Source organism: Cedecea sp. VD22, assembly GCF_037150195.1.
Taxonomy (GTDB): Bacteria; Pseudomonadota; Gammaproteobacteria; order Enterobacterales; family Enterobacteriaceae; genus Cedecea.
This window is the reverse complement of sequence record NZ_JBBCPX010000003.1, coordinates 270,394-284,422: the sequence shown is the minus strand read 5'-3', so window position 1 is coordinate 284,422 and position 14,029 is coordinate 270,394. Positions and strand designations below refer to the sequence as shown.

Sequence of the window (14,029 nt, the reverse complement as noted above, 5' to 3'; positions counted from 1 at the left end):
CCGGATTCACTATTGTCAGAAAGTAAAATTTACCCGCGCTCGGCAGGTTACAGGGAGAGCTAAATGGAACGTTGTGGCTGGGTCACTCAGGATCCGCTGTATCTGGAGTATCACGACACAGAGTGGGGCGTGCCGGTTACCGACGGGCAGAAGCTCTTTGAGATGATTTGCCTGGAAGGCCAGCAGGCCGGGCTGTCGTGGATCACCGTGTTGAAAAAACGCGAAAATTATCGACAGCGTTTCAGACATTTTGACCCCTATGCCGTGGCGTTGATTCAGCCGGAAGAGGTGGATGTGCTGATGCAGGATGCCGGCATTATTCGCCACCGAGGGAAAATCGAGGCGATCATCACCAACGCCAAAGCTTTCCTCGCGATGGAAGCTAACGGCGAGAGTTTCCCGGATTTTGTCTGGGGATTTGTCGACCATACACCTCAGGTGTCCTATGCCGCTTCACTCAGCGAGGTCCCGGCCTTTACGCCGACGTCAGATACGCTGTCTAAAGCGCTAAAAAAACGTGGGTTTAAGTTTGTGGGATCGACAATCTGCTATTCGTTTATGCAAGCCTGCGGCCTGGTCAATGACCATGTGACGGGCTGCTTCTGCCACCCTGATTTTCGCCAATGATCCAGCTGTTTAACATTGGGGAAATGGATGCACTCATGGCGCTCTGGCTGGAAAGTACTATCGACGGCCATCCGTTTATCCCGGAAAGTTACTGGTACGAAAGCCTCAACCTGGTACGCAATGTCTATATTCCTCAGTCAAAAACGTGGGTTTATCTGCACCAGCAGCAGATGGTGGGGTTTATCAGCGTGATGGATCGGCAGTTTATAGGTGCGCTGTTCGTGGCGCCTTCTTTTGCCGGGCAGGGGATCGGCGGCGAATTGCTGACGAAGGTGAAGGCGGAATACCCGGCCTTAAGTCTCGAGGTGTATCAAAAAAATCGCCGGGCGGTGCATTTCTACCACCGCCACGGCTTTCATATTGAAGAGAGCGCCTGGCAGGAAGAAACGCAGCACCCGACGTGGATTATGAACTGGCAGGCGGATCAAACGCCGTCACGACAGGGGCAGGACCAGTAAATTTCTCCGCCCAGACGAGGGAGTTATTTGCCGCGCAGCCGTTGGCCAGCCGCGAAGACGGAATATCCATGGTGAGGACGTTAACCGCGCCGTTTTTACACAGCCGATCTTCATCCAGATCGGGCCATGCGCCCTGGTGGATACACACCACGCCGGGCCTGATACCATCGGTTACCTGAGCGCCAACCAGCACCTGCCCGCGAGCGTTCCATACCCGCACTAAATCTCCGTGAGCGATGCCGCGCGCTTTAGCGTCAATCGGGTGCAGCGTGATAGGCTCTCGCCCGGCGATGGCGTACTGGTCGCGCAGTCCGGCATAGTTCAGCTGGCTGTGCAGGCGGTGAGCCGGATGGGATGAAAGTAGCTGTAGCTGGCCGGAGGCGGCATTGCCCTGCCATTCGTCTGGTGCCAGCCAGCTTGGGTGCGGCGGGCAGTCGGCATAGCCAAAGCTGGCGATGCGCTCAGAGTAGATCTCAATTTTACCGCTCGGCGTTTTGAGTGGGTTTGCCTCAGGATCGTCCCGAAAAGCGGCAAAGCGAATAAATTCGGCATTTTTCGCATTTTCTGGCATTTCTATCAGTTGGTTAGCTGCCCAGAACTCACTGAAGTCCGGGAGCTCAATCTGCTGCGTAGCGCCGCGCTGACGGGCGATATCATAGAAAGACGCCAGCCATTCAAGCTCACTTTTCCCTTCGCTGAACCGTGCTTCACCGCCGGATTCCCATCGTTCGCTTAGCTCGGCAAAAATATCAAAGTCATTTCTCGCTTCTCCCTGCGGGGCGACGACCTGTTTCATGGGGACCAGATGCTGATTGCTGTAATCACCGGTCATCGTCATGTCGTTCCGCTCGAACGAAGTGGTCACTGGCAGAACGATATCGGCGTGTTTTGCCGCTGCGGTCCAGAAGCATTCGGAGATAACGATCAGCTCAGGCTTTTGCCAGGCTGCGGCAAGGCGGTTGGTATCCTGATGATGGGTGAAGTTACTGCCGCCGGCCCACCACAGCATACGAATGTCCGGAAAGGTGTGCCGTTGCCCGTTGTGCTGGTAATCCCTGCCGGGGTTTTCCAGCGCTTCGACGATGCGCGCCACGGGGATTTTCTCCACGGCATCGGTGCCGCCCTTAAGCGATCCCTGGAGGGAACCGAGAACCGCCGCGCTGCGGGTCGGGTTGCCGCCGTTGGCGAAGTGGTAGGAAAGGCCAAAGCCGCCGCCCGGGGTGCCAATCTGGCCCAGCATGGCGGCCAGCGTGACCAGCATCCAGTGTTTCTGTTCGCCGTATTGCTGGCGCTGCATACCCCAGCCCGCCATCAGCATGGTGCGCTTGCGGCTGAAAAGATCGGCCAGATTTTCGATGGTTACCGCGGGGATACCGCAGATCTCAGCCGCCCAGGCCGCGCTTTTAGGCGTCCCGTCCGTGTTGCCGAGCAGGTAAGCTTCAAATTTGTCATAGCCATAAGTGCAGCGGGCAAGGAAGGTGGTGTCGTGCCTGCCGCGAATGACCAGCGTGTGGGCAATGCCGAGCATCAGCGCTACGTCGGTCCCCATATGGGGGGCGATCCATTCGGCTCGTTCCCCGAAGAAATCCACCGTTTCAGAGCGCATCGGATCGATGGCGACGATCGTTTTGCCGCTGTTTTTTAGCTGTTCGAAGAACTTCACGCCCTGTTCGTCGCTGGCATTCCAGGCAATCTTCAGCGTGTTGAGCGGGTTCGCGCTCCACAGCACCACGACTTCGCTGTTCTCAAGCAGCAGCGGCCAGCTGGTCTGTTGCTGGTAAACCTCGTTAGAGCCCACCACGTAGGGCATGATCACCTGCGCAGCACCGGTGGAGTAGTCGCCGGAATGCCCGGTATAGCCGCCCGCGAGGCTCATGTAGCGCTGAAGCAGCGTGGAGGCTTTGTGCAGCACGCCGTTGGATCGCCAGCCGTAGGAACCAGAGAAAATGGCCGCCGGACCGTGGCTCTCGCGAATGCGCTTGTGCTGCTGGTGAATCAACGTCAGGGCATCATCCCAACTGATGCGGACATAGTCATCTTTACCGCGAACTCCCTGCGGCTTATCCGGAGAGGCCAGAAACCCTTTTCGGGCCATAGGAAACGCCACGCGAGCTTTGCTGTGAACCTGGTCGGGCACGGCACTTTGTAGCGAGTTTTGATGACCGGTTTCAAGCGCGCCGCGAGAGTGGTAAACCCGTTGCCCGTCGGTTTCGACCAGCATGGGGCCCCAATGTGCGGCGGTGAGGATCTGTTTACGTGCAGGCGATGTATAGGCCAATTTGGGCTCCGCGATGGCAGGTGCTGGGCTGTACGCCCGCGTATTTATGTTCACTATTCAGAATTCTTACCGGAATTTTCTACACGATTTGCCGTCATAATCAATCGCCGGGCGCATATCCGGCAAAGGATGAATAAGGATAGAAGGAAATAAGATGAAAAAACGCGTCATGATTATCGCCGCCGTCGTGTGTGGCACCTTAGCGGTTTCCGGCTGCACCACCAATCCGTACACCGGCGAAAGCCAGGCCGGAAAATCTGGCATAGGCGCCGGGATTGGCTCGCTGGTTGGGGCGGGCGTGGGGGCACTTTCGTCATCGAAGAAAGATCGCGGCAAGGGCGCGCTGATTGGCGCCGCGGCTGGTGCAGCCCTCGGAGGCGGCGTCGGTTACTACATGGATGTGCAGGAAGCTAAGCTGCGCGACAAAATGCGCGGAACCGGCGTGAGCGTGACCCGCAGCGGCGATAACATCGTGCTGAATATGCCGAACAATGTCACCTTCGACAGCAGCAGCGCCACCCTGAAACCGGCGGGTGCCAATACACTGACCGGCGTGGCGATGGTGCTGAAAGAGTACCCAAAAACGGCGGTTAACGTGGTCGGTTACACCGACAGCACCGGCAGTAACGAGCTGAATATGCGCCTGTCACAGCAGCGTGCAGACGGCGTAGGAAGCGCGTTGATTACCCAGGGCGTTGAGGCCAGTCGTATTCGCACCACCGGTGCAGGCCCGGCGAACCCGATCGCCAGCAACAGCACCGCGGATGGTAAAGCTCAAAATCGCCGCGTAGAAATTACCCTGAGTCCTTTGGGCTAACGTAATGTCCGGCAGTGGGCTTGGCAGCCTCTCGATATGACGTCTTTTTCTTTCAGGAATCCATCTCGCTGAAGATTTAGACTTATTGCAGTTGTTGCACAGTATTTTCGATTTTCGCCATAAAAAAAACCGGCGCACCAGGCACCGGTTTTTGATCTTCTAAACACAAACATTATTGCGGATACGGTACCCAGTCACCCCCGCTCAGGCGGACATAAGGCTTATCCTGATACTTCAGTACCACTGCCGTTGAGTTTTCTGAAACCGGGGCAGTTTGTGGCAGATTGCTGGTGAGCGCGCTCCAGTCCACCTGGTCGGCAACAAAGTTTTTGCCGTCCACCGAGCGGGAAACCAGTTCTGAAATCGCCAGATAGCTGCTTGGCTGGTTGATTTCAATGGCATCGCCGCTGTGCGGTGCTTTCATGCCGATGAATTTCACGCCTGCCGGCACGTGGGTGATGTCAGGACTCGGGATGTCACGCAGCCCGGAAACCTGCATTTTATCGCCTTTCAACGCCGCACCGTGCTCCGGCACAATCACCACCATGACTTTGCGGTTCGACTTCTCAAGCTCGGTCAGGAAAGAATCCAGCTCATCGAACAGCTTCTGCGCCCGCGCCTTATAGTCGGCTGTTTTGCTGTTGCCTGGGTAATGGTTACCGTCGTGCAGCGGCACCAGGTTGTAGAAGGTGGCCGTGCGCGGGTTCGCGCCGTCATTTTGCTCACCCTGCAGCCAGCGCTGCAGTACGGCGGTGTCGTCGTAGATTGGCGAATTATCAAATGCCAGCAGATTGCTCGGCAACCCGCTTTGATCCATCAGTGGGACCTGAATCCCGCCGTTTTCCCGCACTTCTTTCAGGAAGTTACCGAATACGCCGTTGTGGTCCATCATCAGTTGCTGCTTGAAGCCGAGACGGGCCAGGTCATCAAACAGATAGCATTGATTGCCGGCGGGTTCATAAAGCCCTTTGTGAGACGACTGCCCGCAGCTCGCGCGGAGCAGGCGGATAGCCGCCGGGCCGCTGTAGGAGGTCGCCGAGTTGAAGTTCTTGAACAGAATATCGAAGTGTTTCCACAGCGGGTGCGAGCTGAGGCCTACCGCCTCGATGTCGGACCATGAGAGGGAACAAATATTGATGATCAGCAGCTCAAAGGGCTGTGCGTCAGCGGGCAGTGCGTCCGGGAATTTGGTCTGCCGTTTGGCTTCGCTGGCGTAGAAGTTGTTCAGCCAGGCGGTAATATTGTCGCTTGTCGGCGGGGCCGTTTGTGCCGGGATATCACCGGAAGAAGGTGCTGCAGTATTGGCGGCGGCCGTTGACCCGGCGGTACCGCTGGCGTTAACGGAGGCCGTTGTTTGTGAGGCGGAGGGCAGTAAAGAGATAGCCGGGCCGGCCACTGTCAACACGTTGAGCCAGACCAGGATAGCCACGACAAACACCGTGACGCGCAGCCACTGGGAGACAAAAAGCCAGGCAACCAGCAGCACAAACGCCGCGCCGATCATTTGCCAGTTAATAAAGCGGGTTACCAGGTCGAGAAGATAGTCTGCACTGAAGCCAACGACCTGGCTCCCCTGGCTCATCATGCTGTCGAGGCCGGGCAGCCAGGTATCGTGCCAGAAAAGGCCGATCCCCACGGGAAGGGCTATCCAGTTACGCAGTTTGTGCAGCTTCAGCGGCGGCAGCGGGAATAACAAAAAGGCAAGAAAGACCAGGTTCGCCAGCGGGTGAAAATTCAGGTAACCGGTCCATAGCAAACCGAACTTCAACAGGAAGTAGTAGTTCCAGCCACCCAGACCACGCCAGTACTGCAGAAAATGAGCCGGCGATTTTGCCGTTTGAGAGTGATTAGTCATGTTGATGGTCTGCCCTGGCGGAAGGTCGGCGTAGCGTCCCGGCCGGTTTAACGTAGCGTGGTTTTAAAAACATCAGCCGCACCGCGGCGGTAAAGCGGGGAAGCCAGCGATGAGCGGTATAGCCCAGCGGAAAAAAAACTATCGCGCAAAGCACGACGAGCTGAATGATGTCTGTGATGTTCATCATTGTGTCTGTTCCCTCGGGGTGTCATCCAGCAGCGTCACAGGCGTGGGCTGCCTGCGCCAGCTATGCCCTTCGTGGCTGGCATGGCGAACGCTGTTCAGGTCGAGCGTGGCGGCCAGCGGTTTTACCCATTTTTCCGGGCGCATGGCCTGCATTTGGAGTATTTCGGCGGCGATTTGGCTGTCTTCAAACCACACCATGCGGTTGGTGAAAAGGTCGTTCACCGGCAGCGGGAAAATATGGTTCAACGCGGTATCGAGATCGTTAATACGGCAGAAGGAGAGGAACAGCATCAGCCGGTTTTCTCCGATGGTCACGATATCGCCCATGCGGTTTGGACGGCATAACGTCAGCGCCTGCTCAACGCGCAGGCCCGGCACCGGGCGCAGTGCGACCATCACGCCTTTGCCATCCTCCGGCAGCAGGGCGTTGTTCATCAGCGTCCCGATACCGTTGCAGAAAACGTCCCATTTCTGATAACCGCGCAGTTTTAGCGGCTGCATCTGGTCGATGAGCACGGTAATGTCTTCCGGGACATGGCGAGTGAATTTCACACCCTGCACGCTTTCGATCATCGTCAGGCAGCGTGAAAGCGGGGCGTTCCACGGAATAATTAGCGTTGCCCCGCAGCCCAGCAGAAGTCGTTCATCGGTGGCTCGCAGGCTGGCCTGGTTTTCTCGCACGATCAGTTTCAGCGCGCTGCCGCGCTGGCGGCGGAGGGCGTGAATCTGGCGGGCGATACTGTTGATTTGGCTATTCTGGGTGAGCGAGAAAATAATTGTGGCGGCCTGTGCAGTTCGCGCGGCGTCAAACAGTTGCTCATTGTTTTCGAAGAGCTGCCAGTTTTCCGACAGGGCAGGAGCACCTTCCAGAACAGCAATGTGGCTGAGGACGCTTTTTTCATCGCTGCGCGGCTGAGGCGCGCTTTCGGCATCCTCTACAACCTGCCATGCCCCGTTTTGCCAGTGGACGTTGAGCTGCTGATCGGCAGTAACGCCTTTTTCATTACACCAAAAGGCGATGTCATAGCGATGGATATCGCTTTGCGCCCGTAGGCTGGCAAGCCCGGAAAGACTGCGATGCTCGCTGACTAATAATGAGAATTGTTTATCATTGTTATTTCCAACATTAACAAAAAGCAGACTGCACTTATTGCGTTTAGTCCATTTTCCCATTACGGCGAGCCAATGACGTAAATCCTCTGGGGAAATATTTTCCCAGACGTTATCTGAGCTTAAGAGTATAAAAAAGTAGTGTTCAGGATTAATACTGCACATGAGATCGCGGCGCAGCGCGTTGAGCCCATTGAGGGATGAGGGCATGGTAAAAAGGCGTACTTTTTCTGGCCCTTTAGTCGGATCGAGCTTTATGGCTTGCCCAGACTTTGCTGACATCGAAATGACGGCAACCTTTGCCGTCGATTGTTGTGAGACAACTGTTTGATTAACAATACTTATTGCATCATCCTGACTTTCTACGTTCAGCCACCAGACGCCGCCTGCGGGCATGTGGTTCAATTCGTTCCACAACGAACGGAAGCCAAGCGAAAATATGGGTTCCATGGCGTCCCCTGGAGATAAATTAGTATGTATGTCAGTTTACTAGCGTAAGCTGAGAAAGAAACCTACCATTGAAAATAAACAGCATCAGTTTTAGCATTGTAAAACATTTTTCGTTTTCCTGGCATTTGCCGTTATCACTGCTGACGAAACCTGACCAAGAGATGACAACTAAAATGCAAGATGAAGAGACTGGCAATGCTCAGGAAAACAAGCTTGTTTATGCCTTCCAAAATGATTTTCTGGCGCTGAGTAAAGCATTTTCACTGCCCGAAATAGATTACACCGATATATCGCAGCAAGAACAACTGGCAGCGGCAATTAAACGTTGGCCGCTGCTGGCTGAATTAACGCAACAATAGGGAGTAGGCCTGATGGCTGTCATTGGGTTGCAAGGGCTGCGTGGTGGCGTAGGGACGACGTCTATTACCGCGGCGCTTGGTTGGTCGTTGCAGCAACTTGGGGAATCGGTGCTGGTGGTGGATATTTCGCCAGATAACCTGCTGCGTCTGTTTTATAATATTGATTTCGCAGAGCCAAAGGGCTGGGCGCGGGCCATGCTGGATAACGAAGACTGGCGCAAATGTGCATGGCGCTATACCAGCCATCTCGACGTGCTGCCGTTTGGCCAGCTCAGCCCGGCTGAGCATGAAACGTTCGACACGGTGGAAAAAGCCCTTGGCAACTTCAGCCATTTTCTTGCTGACCTGAAAGCGAGTCAGCGATACCAGTGGATATTACTGGACTTGCCCCACGGCTTTAACGCCCTGACCCGCCAGATTTTAGCGCAAACTGACAGCGTGGTGACGGTGGTTAAACCGGACACCAACTGCCATATTCGTTTGCACCAGCAGGCTTTGCCTCAAGGGGCGCATATTCTGGTGAACTATCTGCAGGTGGCCAGTCAGCTGCAGGATGATATCTACCAAATTTGGCTGCAAAGCCAGCGCACGATGATCCCCATTATTCTTCACCGGGATGAGGCGATGGCCGAAAGTGCGGCGGTAAAACAGCCTCTGGGCGAATATCGTCCGGATTCATTGATTGCCGAGGAAATCATGACGCTCGCCAACTGGTGCCTGTTGAACCTTGCAGGGAAGAAGGCATGAGTCATCTGGCCTCCTGGCTGTTACTCCCCGCTGCCAGCCAGCGGCTGGGTGAGCGTTATCGTACTTTTCGTCGCAACGGTGCCCCGATGTTCAGTGCGACGCTGGGCTGCATCGTCTTGATTCTTGCCTGGGTTTTTCTGCCGCTTGAAGGCCCCCGCTGGCAGCGCATACGTGCCGGGCATGACCAGTTCTACCCGCATATCAATCCAGACAGGCCGCGCCCGCTGGACGTGGTGCGTTACGGTATCCAAAGCCTGTGGCTGTTGCTCCGCGTCAGTAAGCAAGCCGGGCGCCCGCGGGTACGCTCTTTTGGCCGGATGCAGGCCTGGCGTGAAAGCTGGCACGGCTGGCTTGATAAACTGCCGGAAAACATTAGCAACCGGACGCAGCATCTCGATGAAAAGAAAGAATTAAGCCATATCAACCACACAGCCCGGCGGATCATTCTGGGCGTGATTGTTGTGTTTTCGGCCATTCTTGCCCTGCTTTGTATTACCCAGCCGTTTAACCCGCTGTCACAGTTTATTTTCCTGATGCTGTTGTGGGGCGTGGCCCTGATCGTTCGGCGTTTACCGGGGCGTTTCTCTGCCTTGATGCTGATTGTGCTGTCGCTCACCGTATCCTGTCGCTACATCTGGTGGCGCTACACTTCGACCTTGAACTGGAACGATCCGCTCAGCCTCGTCTTCGGTCTGGGGCTGCTGTTTGCCGAGACCTACGCCTGGCTGGTGCTGGTGATGGGGTATTTCCAGGTGGTGTGGCCGCTTAACCGCCAGCCGGTGCCGATGCCAAAAGACATAAGCACCTGGCCGGTGGTGGATATTTTTGTGCCGACCTACAACGAAGAGTTGCACGTCGTGAAGGGGACAATTTATGCCTCACTGGGCATTGACTGGCCGAAGGACAAGCTGAATATCTGGATTCTGGATGACGGCGGGCGAGACGAGTTTAAGCAGTTTGCCGATATGGTCGGGGTCAATTATATCGCCCGTCCGACGCACGAGCACGCAAAGGCGGGGAACATCAACAACGCGCTGAAGCACGCGAAGGGCGATTTTGTCGCTATCTTCGACTGCGACCACGTGCCCACACGCTCCTTCCTACAGCTAACCATGGGCTGGTTCTTCAAAGAACAATCGCTGGCGATGATGCAGACTCCGCACCATTTCTTCTCGCCCGATCCGTTCGAGCGCAACCTGGGGCGTTTCCGTAAAACGCCTAACGAAGGGACGCTGTTCTACGGCCTGGTGCAGGACGGGAACGATATGTGGGATGCCACGTTCTTCTGCGGCTCTTGTGCGGTGATTCGCCGTGGCCCGTTGGATGAAATTGGCGGTATTGCCGTTGAAACCGTGACCGAAGATGCCCACACATCGCTGCGTTTGCACCGCAGGGGCTATACCTCGGCTTACCTGCGTATTCCGCAGGCTGCGGGGCTGGCAACGGAAAGTCTTTCCGCGCACATTGGGCAGCGTATTCGCTGGGCGCGAGGGATGACGCAGATATTCCGTCTCGATAACCCGTTCTTCGGCAAGGGGCTGAAGTTTGCCCAGCGGCTCTGTTATGCCAACGCCATGTTCCATTTCCTGTCGGGGATCCCGCGGCTTATCTTCCTGACGGCACCGCTGGCGTTCCTGTTGTTACACGCCTATATCATTTACGCCCCGGCCATCATGATTGCGCTGTTTGTTTTGCCGCACATGATCCACGCCAGCCTGACCAACTCCAAAATCCAGGGTAAATATCGCCACTCTTTCTGGAGTGAAATTTACGAAACTGTGCTGGCCTGGTACATCGCTCAGCCTACGCTGGTGGCCTTGTTTAATCCGCACAAAGGGAAGTTCAACGTGACCGCAAAGGGCGGGCTGGTTGAAAACGAATATGTGGATTGGGTCATCACGCGTCCGTACCTGATTTTAGTCCTGATTAACCTGCTGGGCGTTGCCTTTGGGGCATGGCGCTTCTTCTACGGCCCGGAAAACGAAGCGCTAACGGTGGTGGTGAGTCTGCTGTGGGTGTTCTACAACTTGATAATACTGGGCGGCGCGGTGGCCGTTTCCGTGGAGAGTAAGCAGGTCCGGCGAGCGCACCGTGTTGAAATCGCCATGCCGGCCGCGCTGGCGCGTGAAGATGGTCACCTCTTCCCGTGTACCGTGCATGACTACTCAGACGGCGGGGTAGGGATCAAGATTCATGGCCCGACTCAGGTGCTGGAAGGGCAGAAAGTGAACCTGCTGTTAAAGCGTGGGGCACAGGAGTTCTTCTTCCCGGCTCAGGTGATGCGTGTCTTTGGCGATGAAGTCGGCCTGCAGCTGGCGCAGATGACCACCAAACAGCATATCGATTTTATTCAGTGTACTTTTGCCCGCGCCGATACCTGGGCGCTGTGGCAGGACAGTTTCCCTGAGGATAAGCCGCTGGAAAGTCTGGTGGATATTCTCAAGCTTGGATTCCGGGGTTACCGGCACCTTGCGGAGTTCGCTCCACCGTCATTGAAGTTTGTTTTCCACGCGATCACCACGCTGGTGGACTGGATTGTGTCGTTTATTCCGCACAGCCCGACGGCCAAACCAGCAAAACGGCGGACTTTGTCTGCCCTGGCTTAACGAAATTGCTCACCAAAAGGGAAAAAGCGTGGTTTTTCCCTCTTTGTAGCCGGCAACTGAAATCACGAATTGATGTTCTCTGGTGTTTCTTCTTTCGCCTGAGGTTTGTCAACAGCTTGATTAATTTGATGATAACGCGATGAAAAGAAAAATATCCTGGTTTTATGCAGCGGCGGTAGGCATCAGCGCCCTGCCTGTTACAGTGGCAAATTCGGCTGATTCGACGCCGGCTCCGACGGTTCCTGCCGTGGCGACGGCAAATCAGGCAGTGGTTACGCCTGCGCCGGGTTCAACCGAGGCGATCGTTCCCGCGACGCCCGCTGGCAGCGCCCCGACGGTTGGGCAAGTCTTACCGGGCGTACCTGGCGCAAATGCGCCCATCGTCGCCGAAAATGTGCCCTCCCGCGATGTGAAGCTGAATTTTGCGCAAATTGCGCCGCCGCCGGGCAGCATGGTGTTGACCGGCGTGAACCCGAATGGCGGGGTAGAGTTTGGGATGCGTCGGGATGAAATCGTCTCGAAAGCGCTGCTGAACCTGGAATATACCCCTTCACCTTCGCTGCTGCCGGTGCAGTCGCAGCTTAAAGTCTATCTTAACGACGAGCTGATGGGCGTCCTGCCGGTGACCAAAGAGCAACTGGGCAAAAAGACCTTTGCACAGGTGCCGGTTGACCCGCTGTATATCACCGACTTTAACCGCGTGAGGCTGGAGTTTGTCGGCCACTACCGCGACATCTGCGAGAATCCGGCCAGCACCACGCTGTGGATGGATGTCGGTCGCAGCAGCTCGCTGGCGCTGACCTACCAGCGCCTGCCGGTTCAAAACGATCTGTCGCATTTCCCGGTGCCTTTCTTTGACTCGCGAGACGATCGCCCGCTGACGTTACCTGTCGTTTTTGCTGCCAGCCCGGATATTGAACAGCAGCGTGCCGCCGGGATTGTCGCCTCGTGGTTTGGTTCCCGTACCGCATGGCGTGGGCAGAGCTTCCCGGTGCTCTTCAATCAGTTGCCGGCCAGCAACGGGATAGTTTTTGCGACCAACGATAAGCGCCCGGACTTCCTGCGCGACCATCCTGCCGTGCAGGCGCCAACCGTTGAGATGATGACCCACCCGGATAACCCGTACGTCAAACTGCTGGTGGTGATGGGCCGTGATGATAAAGACCTCGTGCAGGCGGCAAAAGGCATTGCCCAGGGGAATATCCTGTTCCGCGGCAGCAGCGTCACCGTGGATGACGTGAAGCCCTTGCAGCCACGTGAACCTTACGATGCACCAAACTGGGTGAGAACTGACCGGCCGGTAACGCTGGGCGAGATGAAAACTTACCAGGAGCAGCTGCAGTCCAGTGGCCAGGAGCCGAGCGCCATTAGCGTGACGATGAATCTGCCGCCCGATCTCTATCTGCTGCGCAGTAACGGCATCGATCTCAACCTGAAGTATCGCTACACCGCACCGGCGATGAAAGACAGCTCGCGCATGGACATTAGCCTGAACAACCAGTTCCTGCAGTCGTTCAACCTGACGCCGAGCGAAGAGAACAATAAGCTGCTGCTGCGCCTGCCGGTGCTGCAGGGCCTGCTGGACGGCAAAACGGATGTGTCGATTCCCGCGCTGCGTCTGGGCGCCGCCAACCAGCTGCGCTTTGACTTCTCGTATATGAACCCGATGCCTGGCGGCTCGATAGAGAACTGTATTACGTTCCAGCCGGTCCAAAACCACGTCGTGGTGGAAGATGAGTCAACCATCGACTTCTCTAACTATCACCACTTTATTGCCATGCCGGATCTGCGCACCTTTGCGAATGCGGGCTTCCCGTTCAGCCGCATGGCCGATCTCTCGCAAACTATCGTGGTGGTCAGCAAAGAACCTAACCCGGCTCAGGTGACTGCGCTGCTGGACGCGCTTGGCACCATTGGTTCACAAACCGGCTTCCCTGCCGTAAACGTGGGCCTGACGGATGATGGCAGCACCATCCAGGGCAAAGATGCGGATATCATGATCATCGGCACTATTCCGCCAACGATGAAAGATGACAAACGTATCGATCTGCTGGTTGAAGCCACGCAAAGCTGGGTGAAAACCCCGGTTCGCCAGACTCCGCTGCTGAACGGCGTTTCCGATCCCAAAGATCGCGCGGCGGATACGCAAACGGAGGTCACCTCCAAAGGCGCCATGGCCGCGATCGTCGGCTTCCAGTCGCCGTATAACGACCAGCGCAGCGTCCTTGCTTTACTGGCCGACAGCCCGCGAGGTTACGAGCTGCTGAACAATGCGCTCAACGACAGCGGCAAACGGGCGGCGATTTCCGGCTCGGTAGCGGTGATTCGTGAATCCGGTGTGGATAGCCTTCGCGTCGGCGATATTTACTATGTGGGCCACCTGCCGTGGTTCGAGCGCATCTGGTACGCGCTGTCGAACCATCCGGTGCTGCTGGCTATCTTCGCCGCGATAAGCGTCGTGCTGTTGGCCTGGGTGCTGTGGCGTATCCTGCGCATCCTTAGCCGCCGCCGTATCGATCCAGAAGACGAGTAATTA

At 56.2% G+C, this 14,029-nt stretch carries 11 protein-coding genes; 7 read left to right on the top strand and 4 right to left on the bottom strand.

Features of this window, described 5'->3' with window-relative positions:
* Positions 1-63 precede the first annotated feature (63 nt).
* Together tag and WFK85_RS09605 are read left to right on the top strand one after the other, a co-directional pair.
* A complete protein-coding gene (gene tag, locus WFK85_RS09610) occupies positions 64-627 on the top strand; it encodes a DNA-3-methyladenine glycosylase I (RefSeq protein WP_336706648.1) in 564 nt (187 codons plus the stop codon).
* Complete coding sequence (locus WFK85_RS09605) at positions 624-1,085, top strand: N-acetyltransferase (RefSeq protein WP_336706646.1); 462 nt, start codon at positions 624-626, stop codon at positions 1,083-1,085. Before tag ends, WFK85_RS09605 begins: the two co-directional genes overlap by 4 nt.
* On the opposite strand, the gene WFK85_RS09600 is transcribed toward WFK85_RS09605, so the two are convergent.
* Entirely contained in the window at positions 1,033-3,363 is a 2,331-nt protein-coding gene (locus WFK85_RS09600) for a molybdopterin guanine dinucleotide-containing S/N-oxide reductase (RefSeq protein ID WP_336706645.1), read from the bottom strand. The genes WFK85_RS09605 and WFK85_RS09600 overlap by 53 nt on opposite strands.
* A 154-nt stretch (positions 3,364-3,517) precedes the next feature.
* On the opposite strand from WFK85_RS09600, the gene WFK85_RS09595 reads away from it, so the two are divergent.
* Positions 3,518-4,180 carry an OmpA family lipoprotein gene (locus WFK85_RS09595; protein WP_039298832.1) on the top strand — a complete coding sequence of 221 codons (663 nt, stop codon included), beginning with the start codon at positions 3,518-3,520 and terminating at the stop codon, positions 4,178-4,180.
* Between the two features lie 172 nt (positions 4,181-4,352).
* On the opposite strand, the gene bcsG is transcribed toward WFK85_RS09595, so the two are convergent.
* Genes bcsG through bcsE form a run of 3 tightly spaced genes read right to left on the bottom strand, consistent with a single transcriptional unit; the run spans position 4,353 to position 7,781 of the window.
* Complete coding sequence (gene bcsG, locus WFK85_RS09590; RefSeq protein WP_336706644.1) at positions 4,353-6,035, bottom strand: cellulose biosynthesis protein BcsG; 1,683 nt, start codon at positions 6,033-6,035, stop codon at positions 4,353-4,355.
* Positions 6,028-6,222, bottom strand: coding sequence for a cellulose biosynthesis protein BcsF (bcsF, locus tag WFK85_RS09585; protein ID WP_008460596.1), 195 nt, complete (start codon positions 6,220-6,222; stop codon positions 6,028-6,030). The genes bcsG and bcsF overlap by 8 nt, the downstream gene beginning before the upstream one ends.
* A complete protein-coding gene (gene bcsE, locus WFK85_RS09580) occupies positions 6,219-7,781 on the bottom strand; it encodes a cellulose biosynthesis protein BcsE (protein WP_336706642.1) in 1,563 nt (520 codons plus the stop codon). Before bcsE ends, bcsF begins: the two co-directional genes overlap by 4 nt.
* A 173-nt stretch (positions 7,782-7,954) precedes the next feature.
* Between bcsE and bcsR the strand changes: the two genes are divergently transcribed.
* The 4 genes from bcsR to bcsB all read left to right on the top strand — a co-directional run bounded on the left by bcsR (position 7,955) and on the right by bcsB (position 14,026).
* Positions 7,955-8,140, top strand: coding sequence for a cellulose biosynthesis protein BcsR (bcsR, locus tag WFK85_RS09575; protein WP_038483072.1), 186 nt, complete (start codon positions 7,955-7,957; stop codon positions 8,138-8,140).
* A 12-nt stretch (positions 8,141-8,152) separates the two neighbouring features.
* Positions 8,153-8,887 (top strand): cellulose biosynthesis protein BcsQ, encoded by a 735-nt coding sequence (gene bcsQ / locus WFK85_RS09570; RefSeq protein WP_166878813.1) that lies wholly within the window; start codon positions 8,153-8,155, stop codon positions 8,885-8,887.
* Positions 8,884-11,493, top strand: coding sequence for a UDP-forming cellulose synthase catalytic subunit (bcsA, locus tag WFK85_RS09565; RefSeq protein ID WP_166994851.1), 2,610 nt, complete (start codon positions 8,884-8,886; stop codon positions 11,491-11,493). The genes bcsQ and bcsA overlap by 4 nt, the downstream gene beginning before the upstream one ends.
* 139 nt (positions 11,494-11,632) lie before the next feature.
* Entirely contained in the window at positions 11,633-14,026 is a 2,394-nt protein-coding gene (gene bcsB / locus WFK85_RS09560) for a cellulose biosynthesis cyclic di-GMP-binding regulatory protein BcsB (RefSeq protein ID WP_166994848.1), read from the top strand.
* The last annotated feature ends 3 nt before the right edge of the window (positions 14,027-14,029 follow it).

Bases quoted from the DNA above. Each gene is read 5' to 3' on its own strand.
- bcsF (WP_008460596.1), bottom strand. From the start codon at position 6,222: ATGATGAACATCACAGACATCATTCAGCTCGTCGTGCTTTGCGCGATA.
- WFK85_RS09595 (WP_039298832.1), top strand. From the start codon at position 3,518: ATGAAAAAACGCGTCATGATTATCGCCGCCGTCGTGTGTGGCACCTTA.
- bcsA (WP_166994851.1), top strand. From the start codon at position 8,884: ATGAGTCATCTGGCCTCCTGGCTGTTACTCCCCGCTGCCAGCCAGCGG.
- bcsB (WP_166994848.1), top strand. From the start codon at position 11,633: ATGAAAAGAAAAATATCCTGGTTTTATGCAGCGGCGGTAGGCATCAGC.
- bcsG (WP_336706644.1), bottom strand. From the start codon at position 6,035: ATGACTAATCACTCTCAAACGGCAAAATCGCCGGCTCATTTTCTGCAG.
- bcsE (WP_336706642.1), bottom strand. From the start codon at position 7,781: ATGGAACCCATATTTTCGCTTGGCTTCCGTTCGTTGTGGAACGAATTG.
- bcsR (WP_038483072.1), top strand. From the start codon at position 7,955: ATGCAAGATGAAGAGACTGGCAATGCTCAGGAAAACAAGCTTGTTTAT.
- tag (WP_336706648.1), top strand. From the start codon at position 64: ATGGAACGTTGTGGCTGGGTCACTCAGGATCCGCTGTATCTGGAGTAT.
- WFK85_RS09605 (WP_336706646.1), top strand. From the start codon at position 624: ATGATCCAGCTGTTTAACATTGGGGAAATGGATGCACTCATGGCGCTC.
- bcsQ (WP_166878813.1), top strand. From the start codon at position 8,153: ATGGCTGTCATTGGGTTGCAAGGGCTGCGTGGTGGCGTAGGGACGACG.